The 20,613-nt window shown below is 64.8% G+C and carries 17 protein-coding genes; 10 read left to right on the top strand and 7 right to left on the bottom strand.

Annotation, left to right across the window (positions count from 1 at the left end; genetic code table 11):
- Positions 1–48: 48 nt before the first annotated feature.
- Both ROZ37_RS16190 and ROZ37_RS16185 read right to left on the bottom strand, forming a co-directional pair.
- Entirely contained in the window at positions 49–378 is a 330-nt protein-coding gene (locus ROZ37_RS16190) for a cytochrome c (RefSeq protein ID WP_312660863.1), read from the bottom strand.
- Complete coding sequence (locus ROZ37_RS16185) at positions 375–716, bottom strand: cytochrome c (RefSeq protein WP_312660860.1); 342 nt, start codon at positions 714–716, stop codon at positions 375–377. Before ROZ37_RS16185 ends, ROZ37_RS16190 begins: the two co-directional genes overlap by 4 nt.
- 178 nt (positions 717–894) lie before the next feature.
- On the opposite strand from ROZ37_RS16185, the gene ROZ37_RS16180 reads away from it, so the two are divergent.
- The 3 genes from ROZ37_RS16180 to ROZ37_RS16170 are packed head-to-tail and all read left to right on the top strand — an operon-like array spanning position 895 to position 4,320.
- Positions 895–1,737, top strand: coding sequence for a MoxR family ATPase (locus ROZ37_RS16180; RefSeq protein WP_312660858.1), 843 nt, complete (start codon positions 895–897; stop codon positions 1,735–1,737).
- A gap of 7 nt (positions 1,738–1,744) precedes the next feature.
- Positions 1,745–3,148: an HDOD domain-containing protein gene (locus tag ROZ37_RS16175; protein ID WP_312660855.1), complete on the top strand. Its 1,404-nt coding sequence runs from the start codon at positions 1,745–1,747 to the stop codon at positions 3,146–3,148.
- Complete coding sequence (locus ROZ37_RS16170) at positions 3,142–4,320, top strand: VWA domain-containing protein (RefSeq protein WP_312660854.1); 1,179 nt, start codon at positions 3,142–3,144, stop codon at positions 4,318–4,320. The genes ROZ37_RS16175 and ROZ37_RS16170 overlap by 7 nt, the downstream gene beginning before the upstream one ends.
- Positions 4,321–4,407: 87 nt before the next feature.
- On the opposite strand, the gene ROZ37_RS16165 is transcribed toward ROZ37_RS16170, so the two are convergent.
- The 3 genes from ROZ37_RS16165 to greB form a co-directional block, all read right to left on the bottom strand.
- The gene (locus ROZ37_RS16165; RefSeq protein WP_312660852.1) at positions 4,408–4,923 is read right to left on the bottom strand and encodes a MarR family winged helix-turn-helix transcriptional regulator; all 516 of its coding nucleotides are present in this window, start codon (positions 4,921–4,923) and stop codon (positions 4,408–4,410) included.
- A 751-nt stretch (positions 4,924–5,674) separates the two neighbouring features.
- Positions 5,675–7,621 carry a molecular chaperone HtpG gene (gene htpG / locus ROZ37_RS16160; RefSeq protein ID WP_312660850.1) on the bottom strand — a complete coding sequence of 649 codons (1,947 nt, stop codon included), beginning with the start codon at positions 7,619–7,621 and terminating at the stop codon, positions 5,675–5,677.
- A 98-nt stretch (positions 7,622–7,719) separates the two neighbouring features.
- Entirely contained in the window at positions 7,720–8,274 is a 555-nt protein-coding gene (greB, locus tag ROZ37_RS16155) for a transcription elongation factor GreB (RefSeq protein ID WP_312660849.1), read from the bottom strand.
- 233 nt (positions 8,275–8,507) lie between these two features.
- Here greB and ROZ37_RS16150 point away from each other — a divergent pair, with 233 nt between their 5' ends.
- The 4 genes from ROZ37_RS16150 to ROZ37_RS16135 all read left to right on the top strand — a co-directional run bounded on the left by ROZ37_RS16150 (position 8,508) and on the right by ROZ37_RS16135 (position 11,732).
- Positions 8,508–8,723 carry a DUF465 domain-containing protein gene (locus ROZ37_RS16150; protein WP_312660848.1) on the top strand — a complete coding sequence of 72 codons (216 nt, stop codon included), beginning with the start codon at positions 8,508–8,510 and terminating at the stop codon, positions 8,721–8,723.
- A gap of 27 nt (positions 8,724–8,750) precedes the next feature.
- Positions 8,751–10,055 (top strand): O-acetylhomoserine aminocarboxypropyltransferase, encoded by a 1,305-nt coding sequence (locus ROZ37_RS16145; protein ID WP_312660847.1) that lies wholly within the window; start codon positions 8,751–8,753, stop codon positions 10,053–10,055.
- 2 nt (positions 10,056–10,057) lie between these two features.
- Positions 10,058–10,867: an alpha/beta hydrolase gene (locus ROZ37_RS16140; RefSeq protein WP_312660846.1), complete on the top strand. Its 810-nt coding sequence runs from the start codon at positions 10,058–10,060 to the stop codon at positions 10,865–10,867.
- A gap of 64 nt (positions 10,868–10,931) precedes the next feature.
- Positions 10,932–11,732, top strand: a complete 801-nt coding sequence (locus tag ROZ37_RS16135) for a DUF2189 domain-containing protein (protein ID WP_312660845.1) — start codon at positions 10,932–10,934, stop codon at positions 11,730–11,732.
- A 118-nt stretch (positions 11,733–11,850) separates the two neighbouring features.
- Here the strand turns inward: ROZ37_RS16135 and ROZ37_RS16130 are convergent, their stop codons facing one another.
- Positions 11,851–12,702: an endonuclease/exonuclease/phosphatase family protein gene (locus tag ROZ37_RS16130; protein ID WP_312660843.1), complete on the bottom strand. Its 852-nt coding sequence runs from the start codon at positions 12,700–12,702 to the stop codon at positions 11,851–11,853.
- Positions 12,703–12,779: 77 nt separating this feature from the next.
- On the opposite strand from ROZ37_RS16130, the gene ROZ37_RS16125 reads away from it, so the two are divergent.
- The 3 genes from ROZ37_RS16125 (at position 12,780) to ROZ37_RS16115 (ending at position 17,986) form a co-directional block, all read left to right on the top strand.
- A complete protein-coding gene (locus ROZ37_RS16125; RefSeq protein WP_312660841.1) occupies positions 12,780–13,832 on the top strand; it encodes a cation diffusion facilitator family transporter in 1,053 nt (350 codons plus the stop codon).
- Complete coding sequence (locus ROZ37_RS16120; protein WP_312660840.1) at positions 13,832–14,683, top strand: HDOD domain-containing protein; 852 nt, start codon at positions 13,832–13,834, stop codon at positions 14,681–14,683. Before ROZ37_RS16125 ends, ROZ37_RS16120 begins: the two co-directional genes overlap by 1 nt.
- 423 nt (positions 14,684–15,106) lie before the next feature.
- Entirely contained in the window at positions 15,107–17,986 is a 2,880-nt protein-coding gene (locus ROZ37_RS16115; protein WP_312660838.1) for an adenosylcobalamin-dependent ribonucleoside-diphosphate reductase, read from the top strand.
- Positions 17,987–18,207: 221 nt separating this feature from the next.
- On the opposite strand, the gene ROZ37_RS16110 is transcribed toward ROZ37_RS16115, so the two are convergent.
- Entirely contained in the window at positions 18,208–20,613 is a 2,406-nt protein-coding gene (locus ROZ37_RS16110) for a molybdopterin cofactor-binding domain-containing protein (protein ID WP_312660837.1), read from the bottom strand.

Here is a 20,613-nt window from a genome sequence, read left to right as displayed (position 1 = left end):
GGGCTAACGTTGCCGCCGGGCGGCGGCCCCAGTTCGCCGCGACCGCCGTCAGCGTTTCTGATACAGCCCTTTCTGGCTCGCGAAGTACGCAGCGAGATCGCCGAGGTCGGCCGGAGAAAGTTTCTCGACCTGCGCCATCATGATCGGGTTCTTCCGCTTGCCGGCCTTGTAGGCGAGCAAGGCCTGGTACAGGTACTCCTCGTACTGGCCGCCGATGCGCGGGAATTCGGGAGACGGACTGTTGCCGTCCGGTCCGTGGCAGGCGGCACACACGGTCGACTTTTCCTTGCCGACGGCGGGATCGCCGGCAGCAATCGCCGGCAAGGCTGCGAGCGACAGAAGCGCGAGCGCCGCGCCGGCAATTTTCCGCATCGTCATTTCGCCGCCTCCGCTGCTGCAGGGTTCGCACTGTAATAGGCGGCGAGATCCGCCATGTCCTGGTCGGAGAGACTCGTCGCGATCGCGCGCATCGACGGGTGGGTGCGCTCGCCGTCACGGTAGGCCTGCAGTGCGCGGACGATGTATGCGGCGTGCTGGCCACCGAGCTTCGGCACGGGATACACCTCGGGGAACGACGTCCGGTAGCCGGGAATGCCGTGGCAGCCGATGCACATCGAAGTCTTGTTCCTGGCTGCCTGCGGATCGCCTTCCAGCGCGAATGCAGAAGGCCCGGACAACGCAAGACAGGCGGCGATCAGGAAATGGCGTCGCAGCATGTTGTCTCCTCGATTCGTTTTTGGTTTCGGCCGGACGACGGCCAAAATTCTACGTGCCGCCATCCGGGTTGCAAATACCGTCGATTCTTCGCAAAACTCAGTAAAAGTACGGATGCAAAAGGCTGCCGCAGCACAGCCTAGCCCTATAATCGTCGGAGCTTAATCAGAGGATTCCCCGATGCGTTTCGAAGGTTCCAAGGACTATGTCGCCACCCCAGACCTGATGCTCGCGGTCAATGCCGCGATCAAGTTGCAGCGCCCCTTGCTGATCAAGGGCGAACCCGGCACGGGCAAGACGATGCTGGCCGAAGAAGTCGCCGCCGCGCTCGGCGTGCCGCTTTTGCAATGGCACATCAAGTCGACGACGAAAGCGCAGCAGGGTCTGTACGAATACGACGCGGTGTCGCGCCTGCGCGATTCGCAACTCGGTGACAACCGAGTCAAGGACATCGCGAATTACATCGTCAAGGGCGTGCTGTGGCAGGCGTTCGACGCCGAGACGCCGACGGTCGTGCTGATCGACGAGATCGACAAGGCCGACATCGAGTTTCCGAACGATTTGTTGCGCGAGCTCGATCGCATGGAGTTCCACGTCTATGAGACGCGCGAAACGGTGCGCGCGCGTCACCGCCCCATCGTCTTCATCACGTCGAACAACGAAAAGGAGTTGCCGGACGCCTTCCTGCGTCGCTGCTTCTTCCACTACATTCGCTTCCCGGACCGCGACACGATGCAGCGCATCGTCGACGTGCATTTCCCGTCGATCAAGCGCGACCTGCTGCGCGAGGCGCTCGAAGTGTTCTTCGGTCTGCGGGACGTGCCCGGCCTGAAGAAGAAGCCGTCGACCTCCGAGCTCATCGACTGGCTGAAACTCCTCGTCGCCGAGGAAATTCCGGCCGAAGCGCTACGCTCGAAGGACAACGAGGTGGCAGTGCCGCCGCTCGCCGGAGCGCTGCTGAAGAACGAGCAGGACCTGCATCTGTTCGAACGTTTGGTGTTCATGGCGCGCCATAATCGTTGAGCAGGCGATGTTGCTGGACTTAATCGCGCCGTATTTCGGCGGCCTGTTCCGCAAGCCGACAACCCCGGCACAGGGAGACCGCGCGGATTTCGAGATGCTCGAGCGCCACGCCCCGGTGCGGGATAGCGAGCTCGCGTCCGCTGGCACGCCCGAAGGCTTCCTCTGTCGCGAGGCCGTCCTCGGCGTGGATCAGCGCGTCGCCGGCTACCAGTTCATGCTGCGCGAAGGCGCGCGCAGCCGCATTCGCAGCGGAAGCCGACGCATTCACCACGTCTACGCGGAAGTCCTCGTGCGCAACGTCGCCCGCATCGACGCGGCGCGCTTGCTCGCTCATTGCAAGGCGTTTCTCGACGTGCCGGACTCCTTTCTCGGCCACGCGTCGATCGCGACGCTTCCGCCACAAAATACCGTGCTGGTCGTCACGATGCTCGAGGACGACGGGACGCCGCTGACGGCCGATTTGCTCGGGGAGGTCCGGCGCCTTCGGGAATCCGGCTTCGGAATCGCCGTCGCGTGTCCCGACCTGCTCGGCACCCTCTCCTTCCTGCAGCCCGAGGTCGATTACGCGATGCTCGCTGCCGAGCACGCGGATCCCACGCGTCAGAAGGACGACGTCGAACGCTTGCGAGCGGCCGGCTCCGAAGCCGTATTGATCGCTCGTGGACTTCCGAGCCAGGACGATTTGCAGCTCTGTCGGAGCCTCGGCGCCGAGCTGTTCCAGGGGCCGTTCATCACGAGGCGCGAAGACTGGCACGGCAACAAGCTCGGGCCGAACACCGCGAAAATCGCCGAATTGCTCGCGCGCCTGCGCCGCGAAGCCGACACCGACGAACTCGTTGAACTCCTCAAGCAGGACGGCGCGCTGTCACTGCGCTTGATGCGCTACATGAATTCCGCCGCTATCGGCATGCACGGTGAGCTCTCGTCCATCGAGCAGGCGGTGATGCAACTCGGACGCGACCGACTCTACCGCTGGCTGATGCTGCTGTTGTACGGTGCCGACAAGGGCTCGGCACGTTCCGCCGCCATCCTCGAGAACGCTCTCGTGCGGGCGCGCCTGATGGAGCTTCTCGGCGAAGGTCGTCCAGTTGCGGAGCGGGACACGCTGTTCCTCGTGGGCCTGCTGTCACTCGTCGACGTCGCGCTGGAGGTGCCGATGAGCGAGGCGATCGCTGCGATCGCAACGGCCCCCGCAGTCGAGGCCGCGGTCCTGCGCGGCGAGGGACCGTTCGGCGATCTTCTGGCGCTCGTGATCGCGTGCGAGACCGGCGACGCGACCGCGCTCGACGTGCTCGCGCAACGCTGCGACGTCACGCCCGCGATCGCGAACCGGCGCCACCTCGAAGCCTTCGCGTGGGCACTCGAAGTCACCGCCCCACCCGCTGCGGGCAACGGAGAGGAACAATGCTGATCGATTTTTTCCTGCACTTGAAGGCCAGCAAGCTCAAGGTGTCGACACGCGAGTTCCTGACCCTCCTCGAAGGCCTGCGAGACGGCGTCTGCGGCCATTCGATGGAAGACTTCTACTTCTACGCGCGCACCTGTCTCGTCAAGGACGAGTCGTTTTATGACCGCTTCGACTCGGCCTTCGGCGCCTATTTCAAGGGCGTCACGGAGATCCCGGGGCTCGAGGCCGAACTGCCCGAAGACTGGCTGCGGGCGATGATGAAGCGCCACCTGTCGCCCGAGGACAAGGCGAAGCTCGAAAAGCTCGGCTGGGACAAGCTGATGGAAGAATTCCGCAAGCGTCTCGACGAGCAGAAGGAGCGCCACCAGGGCGGTTCGAAATGGATCGGCACCGGCGGAAAGTCGCCGTTCGGCAACAACGGCTACCACCCCGAAGGCATCCGCGTCGGCGGCGAGTCGGCCGGCAACCGCACCGCGATCAAGGTGTGGGAGAAGCGCGAATACCGCAACCTCGACGATTCGGTCGAACTCGGCACGCGCAACATCAAGGTCGCACTGCGGCGGCTGCGGCGTTTCGCGCGCGAAGGCGCGGCGGATGAGCTCGATCTCGACGGCACGATCGCGGCGACTGCGCGCAACGCCGGGTGGCTCGACCTGATGATGCGCCCCGAGCGCCACAATGCGGTGAAAGTGCTGCTGTTCCTCGACGTCGGCGGCTCGATGGACGACCACGTGAAAGTCTGCGAGGAGCTGTTCTCGGCGTGCCGCAGCGAGTTCAAGCACCTCGAATATTTCTATTTCCACAACTGCGTCTACGAGCGGGTGTGGCGCGACAGCCACCGCCGCCACGCCGAGAACATCCCGCTGGTCGACCTGATCCACCGCTACGGCCCCGACTACAAGCTGATCTTCGTCGGCGACGCGACGATGAGTCCGTACGAGATCCTGCATCAGCACGGCTCGATCGAACACATGAACACCGAACCGGGCGCAGCCTGGATTCGCCGCCTGCTCGATGCGTGGCCTGCCGCGGCCTGGCTCAATCCGGAGCCGGAGCGCTTGTGGCCCTACCGCCGGTCGATCGAAATCCTGCAGCAAATCATGGGCGGGCGAATGTATCCGATGACGCTCGGCGGCCTCGAGCGCGCGATGCAGCAGTTGTCGAAGAAACAATAAAAAGAAGCGGCCAGGAGGCCGCTTTCAGCTGCTATCCGCAGCACTTGCTTGTCGAATGCGGTCCGGACGGACCGCCGGCGCGGTGTGCTATTCGGTGAAGGGCAAGGGCTGCATGCCAAAACCTTCGTCCAGATCCTTGATCTGCCGCAGCAGCACGTCGAGCTCGCGTTGCAGACGCATCAGCGCCTCTTCGTCCAGAAGGCGCAAGGCTTCCGGCAAGATGCCGCGCGCCGGCGACGGCGAACGCTTGAGGAGTTCCACGCCGGCCTCGGTGAGATAAAGGCGCACGACCCGCTGATCGACGCTCGTCCGTTCCTTGCGGATCAGCTTGGCCGATTCGAGCTTGTCCACCATGTTCGACGCGGTCGATTGGTGCAGCGCCATCCTTCCGGCGAGCTCCCCGACGCGCAAGCCCGAAACTTCCTTCAGCTCCTGCAGCGCCCAAAGCTGTGCCCCGGTGACGCCGCTTTGCCGCTCGATCCATTGCGAGTGCCGCTGGGCGGTGCGGATGAGCACCCGAAAACGCTGCAAGACCGACAACGGCGAAGTAGATGGCTTGCGATCCGACGATTTAGCCAAGGCCGAGGACTGCTCTTGCGACATGAATCAGGGCTCCAACTATATTTGCTGAAAAATATTTATTAAAACATTAACACGTTGCCGTGCACTCGCGCATCGTAGCGCAACGCTGCAGCGGGCGTATGGCATTCGGGGTACGCAGCGGTCCCCGTCTCCACATGACACGCGGTAAACCGATCGAACCACGCCTGCCACCGACAATTCGCTGATCCTCCTCGCCGCCGACAAGGTGCAGCGCATTTCGATTCGACGAAGCGAAGCCTCCCGAGCGCACGCTCCGGAGGCGGCACGAGGCCCCGCCGCGACACGCCGCCCTGGCTCTCGATCCGCCGCTGGCGCCAGCAGATTTTGCTCGTCCTCGCCGCGCTGCTCGCCGGATTCATCGCGATTGTGCTGGCGATCGGCGCGAAAATCGCAATCGGCACACGCCGCAGCGTGAAGGAAGTCTCTCCGCGGCTTCCGCTGCTGATTGCCCCGGCTGGCGGGTAATAGAAGGGACGGATCGCGTCGAGCCGGGATCTGATCTTGGGCGTCAGCAGCGTGGGGACTGAGCGCGTTCAACACGCAGCTCGGCGGCATCATGTTCGCGATCGAGGAGTTGCGCCGCGATCGCCCCTTTCGCGGGAACAGCACGACGCTAATCGCGATGCTCTCGCTGCGCCACGTCACAACGCCGGTCGGGCCAGGAAGGCCTCCGCCTCGCACCAAGTCATCCGAAACGATAAAAAAACGCCAGGCACATGGCCTGGCGTCATCATCGTATGGACGGTGCGAGTCAGCTTGCGTTCGCGGCTCCGCCGCTCATCGCCATCATCAGCTGATTGATGCGCTTGACGAAGGTCGCGGGGTCGTCGAGCGTGCCGCCTTCGGCGAGCAGCGCCTGGTCGAACAGCACCGCGGCCCAGTCGTCGAACTGCTTGTCCTCGTACTTCAGCCGCATCACCGCGGGGTGCTGCGGGTTGATCTCGAGGATCGGCTTCGACGCCGGCGCGTTCTGTCCGGCCGCCTTGAGGATGCGCGCGAGGTTCATCCCCATGTCGTGCTCGTCGGCGACGAGGCAGGCGGGCGAATCGGTGAGCCGGTGCGTGACGCGTACTTCCTTGACGCGCTCGCCGAGGCTCGTCTTCATCTTCTCGAGCAGATCCTTGTACTCGTCGGCGGCCTTCTCGGCTTCCTTCTTCTCGGCTTCATCCTCGAGCGTGCCGAGATCGAGGCCACCCTTGGCGACGGAGACGAGCGGCTTGCCGTCGAACTCTGTGAGGTTGCCGATCACCCACTCGTCAACGCGGTCGGAGAGCAGCAGCACCTCGATGCCCTTCTTGCGGAAGATCTCGAGATGGGGGCTGTTCTTCGCGGCGTTGAAGGTTTCGGCGGTCACGAAGTAGATCTTGTCCTGACCTTCCTTCATGCGACCGATGTAGTCGGCGAGCGACACCGTCTCGTCCGGCGTGTCGTTGTGCGTCGAGGCGAAACGCAGCAGGCCCGCGATCTTGTCCTTGTTCGCGAAGTCCTCGCCGACACCTTCCTTCAGAACCTTGCCGAATTCCTTCCAGAAAGTCGCGTACTTCTCACGCTCGGCGGCGTCCTCGCTGGTCGCGAGATCTTCGAGCAGGCCCAGCACCTTCTTTGTGCAGCCGGCGCGGATGGTGTCGATGTCCTTGCTTTCCTGCAGGATCTCGCGCGACACGTTGAGCGGCAGGTCGGCGGAGTCGACGACGCCGCGCACGAAGCGCAGGTAAGTCGGCATCAGCTTCTCGGCGTCGTCCATGATGAACACGCGCTTCACGTACAGCTTGATGCCGTGGCGCGCGTTGCGGTCCCACATGTCGAACGGCGCGTGCGACGGGACGTAGAGCAGCTGCGTGTATTCGTGGCGGCCTTCGACGCGGGCGTGTGACCACGCGAGCGGCTCGTCGAAGTCGTGGCCGACGTGCTTGTAGAACGCCTTGTACTCGTCCTCGGTGATGTCGCTCTTCGAGCGCGTCCACAGCGCGTTGGCCTGGTTGACGGTCTCGTCGTCGGTCGTGACCTGCTCGTTCTTGTCCTTGTCCCACTCCTCCTTCTTCATCAGGATCGGCTGGACGATGTGGTCGGAGTACTTGCGGATCAGGCTGCGCAGCTTCCAGCCGGAGAGCAGATCTTCCTGGTCGTCGCGCAGGTGCAGCGTGATCTCGGTCCCGCGGCTGGCCTTCTCGACCGGCTCGACGGTATATTCGCCGGCCGCGTCGCCGACCATCGAGCATTCCCACTTCACGCCTTCGGCCGCCGGCAGGCCGGCGCGACGCGTCACGACGGTGACCTTGTCGGCGACGATGAAGGCCGAGTAGAAACCGACGCCGAACTGGCCGATCAGGTGCGCGTCCTTCTTCTGGTCGCCGGTGAGCTGCGAGAAGAATTCCTTCGTGCCGGACTTCGCGATCGTGCCGAGGTGCGCGACCGTCTCGTCGCGGCTCATGCCGATGCCGTTGTCCGCAACCGTGACGGTCTTCGCGTCCGAATCGAACGACACCCGGATCGCGAGCTCGCTGTCGCCTTCGAAGAGTTCAGGCTTGTCGAGCGCCTCGAAGCGCAGCTTGTCGCACGCGTCCGACGCGTTCGAGATCAACTCGCGCAGGAAGATCTCGCGGTTCGAATACAGCGAGTGGATCATCAGGTGAAGCAGCTGCTTCACCTCGGCCTGGAAATTGAGGGTCTGAGCGCCGGCGGCGTGCTCGTTCGTCATGGATGCAACTCCGTTTGCTGATCAACTGGCCGCAAATGGGAGCGGTCGGGCCGAATTTCAAGTGGCAGGACGAATCGCGCGACGACGGACCGCCTCCGTCAGACGTAGCGCACCTCGACGACCTCGACTTCACGCGGCCCGGCCGGGCTCACGAAGCGCACCGCGTCGCCTTCGCGCGCTTTCAGCAGCGCGCGCGCCAGCGGCGAAATCCAGCTGATTCGCCCCGCGCTCGCGTCCGCTTCGTCGACGCCGACGATCTGCCAGGTCTGCTCGTCGCCGTCTTCGACGTCGGCGATCGTCACCGTGGCGCCGAAGAACACCTGCTCGATGCCGCGCTGGTCCGCGGGATCGACGACCTCGGCGGACTCGATGCGCTTGATCAGGAAGCGGATGCGCCGGTCGATTTCGCGCAGCCGCTTCTTGCCGTAGATGTAGTCGCCGTTCTCCGAGCGGTCGCCGTTCGACGCGGCCCACGCGACGGTCTCGACCATCTTCGGTCGCTCCGTCCGCACGAGGAGGTCGAGTTCGCTCCGCAGCGCTTCGTAGCCGCGGCGAGTCATGTAGTTCCGGGTGCCGGGCGGCAGGCGGACGCCTGCGGGCACCTCGTCGTCTTCGTCGGAACCGTCACCTTCCTTGACAAACGCCTTATTCACTATGTGCTCTTGCTTTCAGAAAGTTTCTCGGGACGGGCCGGCGCTGTGCTGGCCCGGCTGAACGCGGAAAGGCCGATCATAAACCGATCTGCAACCCGACATTGGACGCCGCCCGCTCCTGGGGTTCCCGCCAAAACCGCCGGGCCAATTGTCATTCCCGGCGTCGGCGCATACCATACAGCACCGATTTCCCCTTTAACGGCGCGCCCGTCGCCCAGCCGCACAGGTCCGAGATGAGCGAGGAAGCATTCGACGACGTAACCAGTCTTCAGGCGCGCCTGGCGGAGCTCAGGGCGGAGCACCGGGATCTCGACGACGCGATCGCCCGCCTCACGGGGGCGCCGCAGGACGACGAACTGCTGCTGCGCCGACTCAAGAAACGCAAGCTCGCGCTGAAGGACCGCATTTCGATGATCGAGCGCATGCTCGAGCCCGATGAACCAGCCTGACCACGACCCGCAAAACGCCATTCGCCGATGACACAACCCCGGACTTTCGGCCCCGAAACCCTCGCGCTGCACGCGGGTCAGTCCCCGGATTCGGACTTCGGCGCACGCGCGGCGCCGATCTATTTCACGACCAGCTACGTGTTTTCGGACACGGAGCACGCGGCCGCGCTTTTCAATCTCGAACGCCCGGGCCACGCGTATTCCCGCCTTTCGAATCCGACGAATGCGGTGCTCGAAGAGCGGATCGCCGCCCTCGATGGCGGCGTTGGCGCGGTCGCGGTTGCGAGCGGTCAGGCGGCACTGCATCTCGCGATCACGACGCTGATGGGCGCCGGCGGTCACATCGTCGCCTCGCGCTCGCTGTACGGCGGCTCGCACAACCTCCTCCGCTACACGCTGCCGCGTTTCGGCATCGAAACCACCTTCGTCGATCCGCGCCAGCCGGACGAGTGGCGCGCAGCGCTGCGGCCCGAAACGCGGCTGCTGTTCGGCGAATCGCTCGGCAATCCCGGCCTCGAAGTCCTCGACATCCCGGTCGTCGCCGACATCGCGCACGAACATCGCATTCCGCTTCTCGTCGACGCGACCCTCGTCACGCCAGCGCTGCAGCGTCCGCTGTCGCTGGGCGCCGACCTCGTGCTGCATTCGGCGACGAAATTCCTCGGCGGCCACGGCGTCGCCGTCGGTGGGCTGCTCGTGGACGGGGGCCGGTTCGACTGGGAAGCGTCGGCGGCTTTTCCGACGCTCACCGAGCCCTGGGACGGCTTTCACGGCATGGATTTCGCTGAGGAGTCTCCGGTCGCCGCCTTCCTGCTTCGCGCGCGACGCGAAGGTCTGCGCGATTTCGGCGCATGCCTGTCGCCGATGAACGCGTTCCAGATCCTGCAGGGGATGGAAACCCTGCCGCTGCGCATGCGCGCCCACGTCGCGAACGCTCGCACCGTGGCCGAGCATCTCGCCAGTCACGCGCTCGTCGAGCGTGTGGCATATCCGGGTCTCGTCACGCATCCCGACCACGAACTCGCCGCCCGCCTGCTGCCGGATGGCGCCGGCGCCGTGCTGTCCTTCGACCTGCGCGGCGGGCGGATCGCCGGCCGTGCCTTCATCGAAGGCGTGCGAGTCATTTCGCACCTCGCAAACGTCGGCGACGCGAAATCGCTCGTGATCCACCCGGCGAGCACGACCCACTTCCGGATGTCGGCACAGGACCTGGAAGCGGCAGGAATCGGAGAAGGCACGGTTCGCCTGTCGGTCGGCCTCGAAAACCTCGACGACCTGATCGAAGACCTGAATCGCGGGCTGTACGCCGCGGAACGGGCGATGCAGAGATAGCGATGGAAATCGCGATCGCCTCGTCTTCGGTCTTCGTCTATACCGGCGGACGCCCGTTCGACCCCGCGCTGCCGGTCGTCGTGATGATCCACGGCGCCGGTCATGACCACAGCGTGTGGAATTTCCAGGCGCGCCAGCTCGCCCATCACGGTTTTTCGGCCGTTGCGCCGGATCTGCCGGGCCATGGCCGCTCGCGCGGGCTTCCGCTCGCGTCGGTGGAAGCGCTCGCCGACTGGGTCGGTGCGCTGCTCGATGCGCTCGGCGTCGAGCGCGCGGCCCTCGTCGGCCACAGCATGGGCTCGCTCGTCGCCCTCCATGCCGCGGCGCAGATGCCCTCACGCGTCAGCCGGCTGATCCTGATCGGCAGTGTCGTACCGATGCCGGTGGCCGACCCGCTGCTCCGCGCCGCGCGTGAAACGCCGGACCTCGCCCACGCGATGATCAACCAGTGGTCGTATACGCCGGCATCCCAACTCGGCGCGAGCGCCTCTCCCGGCGTTCGGCTGACCGCGATGAACCTGCGCCTGATGGCGCGCCAGCCCGAAGGCGTGCTCGCAAACGATCTGGCTGCGTGCAATGGCTACCACCGCGGCTTCGACGCGGCAGCGGAAGTCGTCTGCCCGACGCTCCTGCTGTGCGGCGAGCGCGACCAGATGACGCCACGGCGGGCGGTCAAACCCTTGCAGGAGGCGCTGGCGAAAGTGCCGGGAGGTGCCCGCGTGGCCATCATCCCCCGGGCCGGACACGCGATGATGGCCGAGGCGCCGGGGGCCGTCGGCGCTGCGATGCGGAGAATGCTCGACGAAAAATAACGAATAACGACAAGAAGGCGGCAAGCCTGCGCTGTACGGACAATAACGACCCCAGGAGAGAGACATGTCCCAGCCCAACGATGCCAAACTCGCCGTGGACGAACCGGTCTTTCCGACCGTCCGCGACGTACGGGCCATCGCGCCCTTGAGCTGGATCCGCAAAGGATTCGCGGATTTCGCGGCCTGCCCGGTGCCGAGCCTGTTCTACGGCTTCTGCTTCTCGGCGATGGGCCTGTTGATCACGTTCGTGTTCGAGCACGCCTACCAATACACCGCGGCGCTGACTTCCGGCTTCTTGCTGCTCGGCCCTTTCCTCGCGATGGGGCTCTATGACATCAGCCGTCGCCGCGAACAGGGCAGCCGCTGCGCGCTCGCGCCGACGCTCACCGTCTGGAAGCACAACGCCGGCAACATCGGCATCTTCGCAGTCGTGCTGGGAATCGTGTTTCTCGTCTGGGCGCGCGCCTCGCTCGTCGTCTTCGCGCTGTTCTACACGAACGAGATGCCGAATCTCTCGGGCTTCCTGACACAGCTGTTCGCGCTCGAAAACCTCGAATTCCTGCTCGTCTATTTCGGCGTCGGACTGCTGTTTTCGGCGGTCGTGTTCGCCGTCAGCGTGATCTCCGTTCCATTGATGCTCGACCGGAACCAGGACGCGGTTTCGTCGATGCTCGGGAGCATAGGCGCCGTCGCGCGCAATCCGGCCGCGATGATCGTCTGGGCGCTCATCATCGTCATGCTGACGGTGATCGGATTCCTGAGCTTCCACCTCGGACTGGTCGTGCTGATGCCTATCGTCGGGCACGCCACGTGGCACGCGTACCGCGACCTCGTCGAACCGCTGCCGTCGTCGGTGCGAAGCTGAAGCGTTCCAGCCCGACTTGCTGTCGGCAGTCGCCTTGACCGCCGGCGGCGCTGCCCGTTGGCGCGCACTAGCCGAGACCCGCGAAAAGGTTGCGGGAGCCACGAAGGCAGGCTCCCCTTCAGTCGCGCAGTTCGAGCCAGATCGGCTGATGATCGGACGCGGCGGTCGCGGTCGCGACTCCGAAGTCGAGCACGCGCGGCGTGAGATCCTCCGTCACCCACACGTAGTCGCAGCAGTACTGCCGGTCGGGCCACTCGGCGCCGTGCAGCCCGACCGTCGGCGCGTGCGCGATGGCACCGTGCACGACACCCCACGCGTCCCGCCAGCGTGCCTCGGCGCCCTCCGCACCGGCGCTCATCAGCAGGTATTCGGCGGACCCCGGTTCGCAATTGAAATCGCCGCACACGACCGCGCTGGCCGGACGGGGACGCGGGGCGAAAACCGGGTTTGCCTCCTTGCCCGTCGTGTGCGCCCCAGCGTGGCCGACGACCTCGTCCTGCAGCGCACCGAGCGCGCGGATCTGCGCGGCGCGTTGTCGCTGCGAGTAATACTCGAGATGCGTCGTGAGAACGCGGAGCGGCCCGAACGGTGCGCTCAGCACCACTTCGACGCAGCTGCGCTGCATTCCGGGGACACGGGGGTCGGCCGGACATGGCAGCAGGTGCCGGAAGACTTGCTCGACCGGCAGGGACGACAGGATCAGATTGCCGAAACGCGCCCGCGCCCGCCCACCGTTTGCGACATCGAGCGCCGGTCCGAAGACGACCTCGTGATCCGGAAACGCCTCCGAGAGTATCGCGATGTCGTCTTCGCCGTGTCCCCCCGGGAGGCCCGGGAAACTCTGCGCGACTTCCTGCAGACAAATCACATCGGCGCCGCCGGCCTCGCCGATCGCCGCAATCGTCCATCCGAGATCGACCCGACCGTCGGCGCCGCGACCCCATTGAATGTTCCAGCTGATGATACGCATGGTGTAGTCTCCGCCTCGATAGCAAACCGGCCCCTCGGCACGCTGCCACCGCGTGCCCCCGGATTCCGGCAATTCCAATGCCCGTCGTGCTCCACCGGCCGAATGGGCGCTTCCTTCCGCCCCTTCTGACGACGACGATGGCTTCGCCGCACTCCCACGATCACCCAAACCCCGGCCATTCGCACCACGGCCACGCCCACTCTACCCGCTCTCACCACGGCCACGCGCACGGCGCGGGGCGTGCGCTCCCGTGGGCACTCGCGATGACGCTGACCTTCGCGGCGGTCGAAGCGGTCGCAGGCTGGTGGTCGGGATCCCTCGCGCTGGTCGGCGACGCCGGCCACATGCTCACCGACAGCCTCGCGCTCGCGCTCGCGACCGTCGCGACCGTCGTTTCCCGTCGCCCGGCCAGTGAGCGACACTCGTACGGTCTGCGCCGATTCGAGACGCTTGCCGGCCTGCTCAACGGGCTGTTCATGCTGATTCTCGTGGTTCTGATCGGCTGGCACGCGGTCGAACGGCTGCTCGACCCGCGGCCGGTCGCCGGTGCGGCGGTGACGCTCGTCGCGGCAATCGGCCTCGCGATCAATCTCCTCGTGGCGTGGCTTCTGTCGCACGGGGAGGACGACCTGAACACGCGAGGCGCGCTGCTGCACGTGATGGGCGACGTGCTCGGCTCGGTGGCGGCCCTCATCTCCGGGGTCGTCATCACCTATACGGGGTGGTTCCCGGTCGACCCGCTGCTGTCGATGCTGATCTGCGGCCTGATTCTCGCGTCGACGCTCAAGCTGCTCCGCACCGCGGCGCATACGCTGCTCGAAGGGGTCCCCGACGACCTTTCGCTGTCCGAAATCGGCCGCACGATGGCCGGCGTCGACGGCGTCCATTCGATTCACGACCTCCATGTCTGGAGTCTCGACTCCAACCACGCGGCCCTCTCGGCCCACGTGATCCTGCGCACCGGCCGGAACTGGCCGGACACGCTCGCGCGCCTGCAAAATCTGCTGGACGAACGGTTCGGCATCTCGCACGTCACACTCCAGCCCGAATCACTTCCCGGCCAGGTCGTCACTTTCACTGCCCGCCCGCCGGCAAGGGCGGCAGACCTTCCAGGACAAGGACACGCCTAATGCCTTCCGCCCCAGAACTCGTCACCGGCCTCGCCACGCTCGCATCGCTGCCGGCGGTGTATCTGCGCATCCGTGAGGAACTCGACGCTCCGGACGGCTCCCTCACCGCAGTCGCCACGGCGATCTCCGGTGATCCGGCGACGACGGCGCGGCTGCTGCACGTCGTCAACAGCGCGTTCTACGGCTACGGCAGGCCGATCGAGACTGCCGAACGGGCGGTCGTGCTGCTCGGCTTGCAGCAGGTGCACGATCTGGTTCTCGCGATGTCGCTCGGCGCGACGTTCGCGCAGCTCGACCCGGCCCACGTGGATCTCTCCCGCTTCTGGCGCGGCAGCGTGATGCGCGGGCTCGCCGCGAGAGCGATCGGACGAGCCTGCGGACTCCCGTCCGCCGAACGGCTCTTCGTCATCGGACTGCTCAGCGACCTCGGCCACCTCGTGATGTACCAGGCCGCGCCCGACGCGGCCAGCGCATCGCGGGCGGCGAGCGAAGAAAGCGGCGAGCGCCTTCACGACGCGGAACGCCGTATCGTCGGCTGCGATTCCGCCGAGGTCGGCGCCGCGCTGATGGAGCGATGGAAGCTGCCGGGGGCTTTCGCGCAAATCACCGGCGCGCAGTTCAATCCGCGGCTCGGCGGCGAACACGCCTATGAAGCCGCGATCGTCCATGTTGCCGCTCACCTCGCTGCGGCCGACCTGAACGGCGACACGGCCGAGACGGCCCTCGCAGGGATCGACCCGGTGATCTGGTCCCAGCTCGATATGGCTCCGGAAGCGCTGGCCAAGGTCCGCGAGGACGCGGAGTTGAACCTCGCGGCGTACGTCGCGCTGTTTTTCCCCGAGCTGCACTGACGGCGCTTCGATCCGCCGGGCGGCTTCCAGCCGCCTGCCGCGGCGGGGGCGTGAGTGTGCGTTCGCCGTCTTCGGCGCAATACCGCCGACTCGTCGGGCACCGTCCCGGCCGTTCCATTCGTCCCCTCGCACCTCCTCGCTGTCCGCGTCGCGCCGGGGGTCCATCGAACCGGGCGAGATATTAAATTTTTTTTGCGATCCTCCCGGCACTCCGGGTTTCTACCGTGAACCCCTTACCCTGCCTGGCTTTTCACGCTTTGGAGGGTCTCTTCAGGCTACTAGATGTTGTGCCCATCAAGCTATTGACACACCGAATTAAATATTAACTATCTGTTTTTCTTAATTTTTATTTTTTTGCACAAACCTGCGCTCGCAGCTATGCTTCGCGACATCGCAAACACCCACGACGGACGACAAGAAGACATGAACTCGACGATCCAGGCAAAGGGCAAGAAGGACGCATCGACGCTGGCGGCGCAGGAAATCTCCGGTGAAGTTCTCGTCGAGAAATACGCCAAGGGCGACGAGCAGAGCGTGGCGCAAGTGCGCGCCCGGGTGGCCCGCGCGCTCGCTGCCGTCGAAGCAGAGGACAAGCGCGCCCATTGGGAGGCGAAGTTCCTCGAGGCCCAGGAGCGCGGCTTCGTCCCGGCCGGGCGCATCAACAGCGCTGCCGGCACGAACCTCCAGGCGACGCTGATCAATTGCTTCGTGCAACCGGTCGGCGACTCGGTGACCGAAGCGGTCGATGGCCGGCCGGGAATCTACACCGCGCTCGCGCAAGCCGCGGAGACGATGCGCCGCGGCGGCGGCGTCGGCTACGACTTTTCGAGCATTCGTCCCAAGGGCGCGCTGGTCAAGGGAACGCTGTCGAACGCGTCCGGCCCGGTGTCGTACATGCGGGTGTTCGACCGCTCGTGCGAGACCGTCGAGTCCGCCGGCGCGCGCCGCGGGGCGCAGATGGGCGTGCTGCGTTGCGACCATCCGGACATCGAGGAATTCATCCACGCGAAGGACCACGGCGACCTCACCAACTTCAACATCTCGGTCGGCGTCACCGACGCGTTCATGAAGGCGGTCGACTCGAACACCGACGTCGAACTCACGCACAAGGCCGAGCCGATCGACGAACTCAAGGCGGGCGGCGCCTACCAGCGCGACGACGGGCTGTGGGTGTACCGCAAGCTGCCGGCGCGCGAGCTGTGGGACCAGATCATGCGCTCGACGTACAACCACGCCGAGCCGGGCATCCTGTTCCTCGACCGCATGAACCAGGACAACAACCTGTACTACTGCGAGACGATCGAGGCGACGAACCCATGCGCCGAGCAGCCGCTGCCGCCGTACGGCTGCTGCGACCTCGGTTCGATCAACCTGACGCCGTTCGTGAAGCAGCCGTTCACCGACAAGGCGGAGTTCGATTACGCCGCGTTCGGCAAAGTCGTCGACGTCGCGATCCGCATGCTCGACAACGTACTCGACGTCACGCACTGGCCGCTGGAGCAGCAGGAGAACGAAGCGCAGTCGAAGCGCCGCGTCGGCCTCGGCTTCACCGGCCTCGGCGATGCGCTGATCATGCTGTGCAAGCGCTATGACACCGCCGAGGCGCGCACCGTCGCGGCGAAAATCTCCGAATACATGCGCGACCGCGCCTATCTCGCGTCGGCCGAACTCGCGCGCGAGCGCGGCGCCTTCCCGCTGTTCAATGCCGACCTGTACCTGTCGGGCAGCAACTTCGCGTCGCGGCTGCCCGCCGAGGTCAAGGACAAGATCCGCAAGCACGGCCTGCGCAACTCGCACCTGCTGTCGATCGCGCCGACCGGCACGATCTCGCTCGCGTTCGCCGACAACGCGTCGAACGGCATCGAACCGCCGTTCTCGTACACCTACACGCGCCGCAAGCGCATGGCCGACGGCACGTACAAGGAATACGCAGTCGAGGATTACGCGTGGCGGCTGTATCGCCACATCGGCGGCAACGTCGACAAGCTGCCGACGTATTTCGTGACCGCGCTCGAAATCTCCGCGCAGGCGCACAAGGACATGGTTGCCGCGGTGGCGCCGTACGTCGACACGTCGATCTCCAAGACGGTGAACGTCCCCGAGGACTACCCGTACGCGGAATTCGAGGACCTCTACCTCACCGCATGGAAGGCCGGGCTGAAGGGGCTCGCGACCTACCGCCCGAACTCGGTGCTCGGCGCGGTCCTGTCGGTCACGCCGACGAACGAACAGAAGCAACCGCAGGACGTCGAACTGTCCGGCCCGAACAAGCGTCTCGCGATCAAGAGTCTTCCGGCGCCGGTCCTGTCCAGCCTGCGCTGGCCGGGCCGCCCGGAACTGCCCGACGGCAACCTCGCCTGGACCTACATGCTCGACACGCCGCAGGGCGACTTCGCGCTGTTCGTCGGCCACATCGAGAACAACGGCCACGGCAACTTCCCGTTCGAGGTGTGGGTCAACGGCGCGGACCAGCCGCGCGGCCTCGGCGCGGTCGCGAAGACGCTGTCGATGGACATGCGCGCGAACGACCAGGGCTGGCTCAAGCTCAAGCTCGAGACGCTCGCGAAGACGATCGGCGAGAAGTCCTTCGAGATGCCCTTCCCGCCGCACGGCGAGAAGACGCTCTTCCCCGGCACCGTCTCCGCTTTCGCCCAGGTCGTCCGCTACCGCTGCGAGAAGCTCGGCGCGCTGACCGACGGCGGCGCGACGCCGGTTCTGGACACGCTGTTCAGCTTGCAGGAACCGAAGACCGGCACCGACGGCACGCTGTCCTGGACAGTGGATATCCAGAACCCCGCCACCGGCGAAGACTTCGTGCTCGGCCTGAAGGAAATCACCCTGCCCGCGCAGGACGGCTTCTCGGTCGGCATGACGCGCCCGTACTCGGTGTGGCTGTCCGGCAACTACCCGCGGGCGCTCGACGGACTCACCCGCATCCTGTCGCTCGACATGCGCGTGATGGATCCGGCGTGGGTCGGCATGAAGCTGCGCAAGCTGCTGAACTACCCGGAACCGCTCGGCGATTTCATGGCGTTCGTCCCGGGCACGAAGCGCCAGCAGAACTACCCGAGCACCGTCGCGTACATGGCGCAACTGATCATCCACCGCTACGCGATGCTCGGCGTACTGGACGAAAAGGGATACCCGGTGCGTGAAATGGGGATCCTCGAAGCTCCGCGCGAAACCAGCGACCCGAAAGTGATGCAGGGCGCGCTGTGCACCGAATGCGGCAATTACTCGGTGATCCGCAAGGACGGCTGCGACTTCTGCACCGCCTGCGGCGCGGTCGGCACCTGCGGGTGAGCGCCAGGGCACACACGTAAGAGCACCACCGGGAGTGAAGCGCGCGGGGATTTTCGGACCGGCTGTATGTCACCGGCCGGAAATCGCCGCCCTGCAAAAACGCCCGCCCCCGCTGCAAGGCGGCACAAGACCCGCGCGGCCGCCTCGTACGGGACTTCGCCAAACGCCATCGAACGCACCGCGTCGCTACGCGAGCGGCCTGCGCCTCCCCCAAGCCTTGGTCAAGGCTTACCGCAGTTTCGTCCCTCTTGAACGCCGGCAGCTTCTGCGGCCTTTCTTGCCTTCAGCGCTCGCCATACCTTTTCGGGAGTGATCGGCAAATCGTGAAACTTGAGCCCGGTCGCTCGGTTGATCGCGTTGACGATCGCCGGTGCAACAGGCGGCGTGCTGCCCTCTCCGGCCTCCTTTGCGCCGAACGGGCCTTCCTCGTCGGGTTGTCCGCAAGTGATGGTTCGAATCCGCGGCATGTCGAGAGCGGTCGGAAAGCGATAGTCGAGGAAGGTCGGGTTCAGCATTTTTCCGGTTTCGTCGAACCGGCACTCTTCGAACAACGCGAACCCGAGCCCCATATGGACGGATCCTTCCACCTGCCCCTCGACCGCACGGAGGTTGAGCGGCTGGCCGCAATCATGTGCAAGAACGAGTTCCGATAAATCGATGCAGCCGGTTTCTTCATCGACCTCGACGCTCGCTGCACCGGTACTGAAACTGTAGGCGGCCGCATAATTGCCGCGGTTCTTCTTGTAAATCTCCTTGTCGCCGTCGTGCGCGAATGAACCGACGCCGACAACGGATTTACCGTAATGCTTTTCCTCGTACATCCAGACCGCTTCACTGAAGGAAATATCGTTCGTTGAATCGCCCCTTTTGAATACGCGGTGATCCTTCATGACGATATCTTCAGGCTGGCAGTTCCAGTTTTCGGCGACAACCTCCAGCAAGCTGAGCTTTGCGTCACCCACGGCTCGGCGAGCAGCATTGCCGGCGAGAAAGGTCACGCGGCTGCCGAACGAACCCGAGTCGAAAGGCGTGAGCGTGGTATCCGACTGAACGATCTTGACCTCATCCATTTTCAGACCGAGTTCCTCGGCGACGATCATCGTCATGACCGTATCGGAGCCCTGACCGATATCGTTCGCGCCGGTGAATATCGTCGCGTAACCCTCGCGGTTCAGTCTGACCGTCGTGCTCGCGGAATGGTATTTGGGCGTCTCCAGCACTGGAAACCCGGTGCCGGAGACGAAGCCGCTTCCCGCAAAGCCGATGCCTTCTCCGCGCTTCAGGCCGTTCTTTCGCTCCTCCCAACCGATCGCCTCCGCCGCCTTGTCGAGCGTCTCCTTGAAAGCGCAGCTCGTAACCTGTAGCCCCGTCGGTCCTTCATAGCCCGGAACGCAAGCGTTGATGCGACGAAGCTCGACCGGATCGATACCGAGCTCCTCGGCGACTTCGTCCATATGGACTTCATTCGCAAAATGGACCTGGGACGCGGCATAGCCACGCATCGCGCCCGCCGCGGGCTTATTGGTATAAGGCCGGCGGGCCATCATGTCTATGTTGGCGACCTTGTACGGGAGCGTCGCCCAAATGAGTGACAGGACATTGGCCGCGACGCCCGATCCGCCATACGCGCCGCCGTCCAGTACGTGGCGACAGCGCTTCGCGAGCATCGTGCCGTCCTTCCTGAACGCGGTCTCGATCTCGAGTTCCATCGGGTGGCGGGTTCTGGTGCCGTAAAAAACCTCCTTCCTGTCGAGGATGATCTTTACCGGTCGCCCCGTTTTCATCGACATCAGGCACGCGCACAGCTCGTGGGGAAAAACATCCAGCTTGCCGCCGAAGCCGCCACCCAGATACGGCTTGATGACCCTGACCTGGCTTTGAGGAATACCGAGACCGTGTGCGATCCAGAAGCGGCTGACGTGAGCCCCCTGAGTCGTCGTCCAGATCGTGATCTCGTTGTTCTCCCACGTCGCCACCGCGCCATGCGGCTCCAGTGCCGCGTGTACCATCATCTGCGTGCTGTACCGATGCTTGTCGGTGTAATCCGCCTCGGAAAAAGCCTTGTCGCAGTCACCGCTCTGCATCGTCGTGAGCATGCTGAGATTTTGCGTGCCCGGTTCGTGGATGACCGAAGCGTCCTCTTTCATCGCTTCGACCGGATCGAGCGCGCAGGGGAACTCCTCGTAGACCACGTCGATGAGTTCAACTGCTTCTATTGCAGTCTCTTCGTCGACCGCGGCCACCGCAGCGACCTCGTCGCCGACGAACCGGACCTTGTCTTTGCAAAGGGATTCCTTGTCGGCCAGTTCCTTGAATGCCTCGGGATTACCGAGCTTGCCGCCGCGGAAATCCTTGCCGGTAATGACGCATTTCACTCCCGGAAGCGCCTCGGCTCTGGAGGTATCGATGCTGATGATTTTCGCGTGAGCGAACGGGCTGCGTTTGAGCTTGCCGTAGAGCATTCCGGGCAGGTAGATATCCGCCGTGCATTTGGCCCTTCCGGTGACCTTGTCCTCGGCATCGATTCGGTTATAGCTCTTGCCGACGAATTCGTAGTCTTCGGGCTTCTTGTAGATCTTCCTGAGACCGTCGTAGTACTTCAGGTTCTCGGACCTTTCCGTCGACAT

Origin of the sequence: Aromatoleum sp., assembly GCF_032027225.1 — a bacterium.
GTDB lineage: Bacteria > Pseudomonadota > Gammaproteobacteria > Burkholderiales > Rhodocyclaceae > Aromatoleum.
Note: the sequence above shows the minus strand (reverse complement) of the source record. Positions and strands in the feature narration are given on the sequence as shown.

What these genes read in the sequence shown, in the direction of transcription:
- ROZ37_RS16190 (WP_312660863.1), bottom strand. Translation starts at nt 378, where the DNA reads ATGACGATGCGGAAAATTGCCGGCGCGGCGCTCGCGCTTCTGTCGCTC.
- ROZ37_RS16185 (WP_312660860.1), bottom strand. Translation starts at nt 716, where the DNA reads ATGCTGCGACGCCATTTCCTGATCGCCGCCTGTCTTGCGTTGTCCGGG.
- ROZ37_RS16180 (WP_312660858.1), top strand. Translation starts at nt 895, where the DNA reads ATGCGTTTCGAAGGTTCCAAGGACTATGTCGCCACCCCAGACCTGATG.
- ROZ37_RS16175 (WP_312660855.1), top strand. Translation starts at nt 1,745, where the DNA reads ATGTTGCTGGACTTAATCGCGCCGTATTTCGGCGGCCTGTTCCGCAAG.
- ROZ37_RS16170 (WP_312660854.1), top strand. Translation starts at nt 3,142, where the DNA reads ATGCTGATCGATTTTTTCCTGCACTTGAAGGCCAGCAAGCTCAAGGTG.
- ROZ37_RS16165 (WP_312660852.1), bottom strand. Translation starts at nt 4,923, where the DNA reads ATGTCGCAAGAGCAGTCCTCGGCCTTGGCTAAATCGTCGGATCGCAAG.
- htpG (WP_312660850.1), bottom strand. Translation starts at nt 7,621, where the DNA reads ATGACGAACGAGCACGCCGCCGGCGCTCAGACCCTCAATTTCCAGGCC.
- ROZ37_RS16150 (WP_312660848.1), top strand. Translation starts at nt 8,508, where the DNA reads ATGAGCGAGGAAGCATTCGACGACGTAACCAGTCTTCAGGCGCGCCTG.
- ROZ37_RS16145 (WP_312660847.1), top strand. Translation starts at nt 8,751, where the DNA reads ATGACACAACCCCGGACTTTCGGCCCCGAAACCCTCGCGCTGCACGCG.
- ROZ37_RS16140 (WP_312660846.1), top strand. Translation starts at nt 10,058, where the DNA reads ATGGAAATCGCGATCGCCTCGTCTTCGGTCTTCGTCTATACCGGCGGA.
- ROZ37_RS16135 (WP_312660845.1), top strand. Translation starts at nt 10,932, where the DNA reads ATGTCCCAGCCCAACGATGCCAAACTCGCCGTGGACGAACCGGTCTTT.
- ROZ37_RS16130 (WP_312660843.1), bottom strand. Translation starts at nt 12,702, where the DNA reads ATGCGTATCATCAGCTGGAACATTCAATGGGGTCGCGGCGCCGACGGT.
- ROZ37_RS16125 (WP_312660841.1), top strand. Translation starts at nt 12,780, where the DNA reads ATGCCCGTCGTGCTCCACCGGCCGAATGGGCGCTTCCTTCCGCCCCTT.
- ROZ37_RS16120 (WP_312660840.1), top strand. Translation starts at nt 13,832, where the DNA reads ATGCCTTCCGCCCCAGAACTCGTCACCGGCCTCGCCACGCTCGCATCG.
- ROZ37_RS16115 (WP_312660838.1), top strand. Translation starts at nt 15,107, where the DNA reads ATGAACTCGACGATCCAGGCAAAGGGCAAGAAGGACGCATCGACGCTG.
- ROZ37_RS16110 (WP_312660837.1), bottom strand. Translation starts at nt 20,613, where the DNA reads ATGTCGACGGAAAGGTCCGAGAACCTGAAGTACTACGACGGTCTCAGG.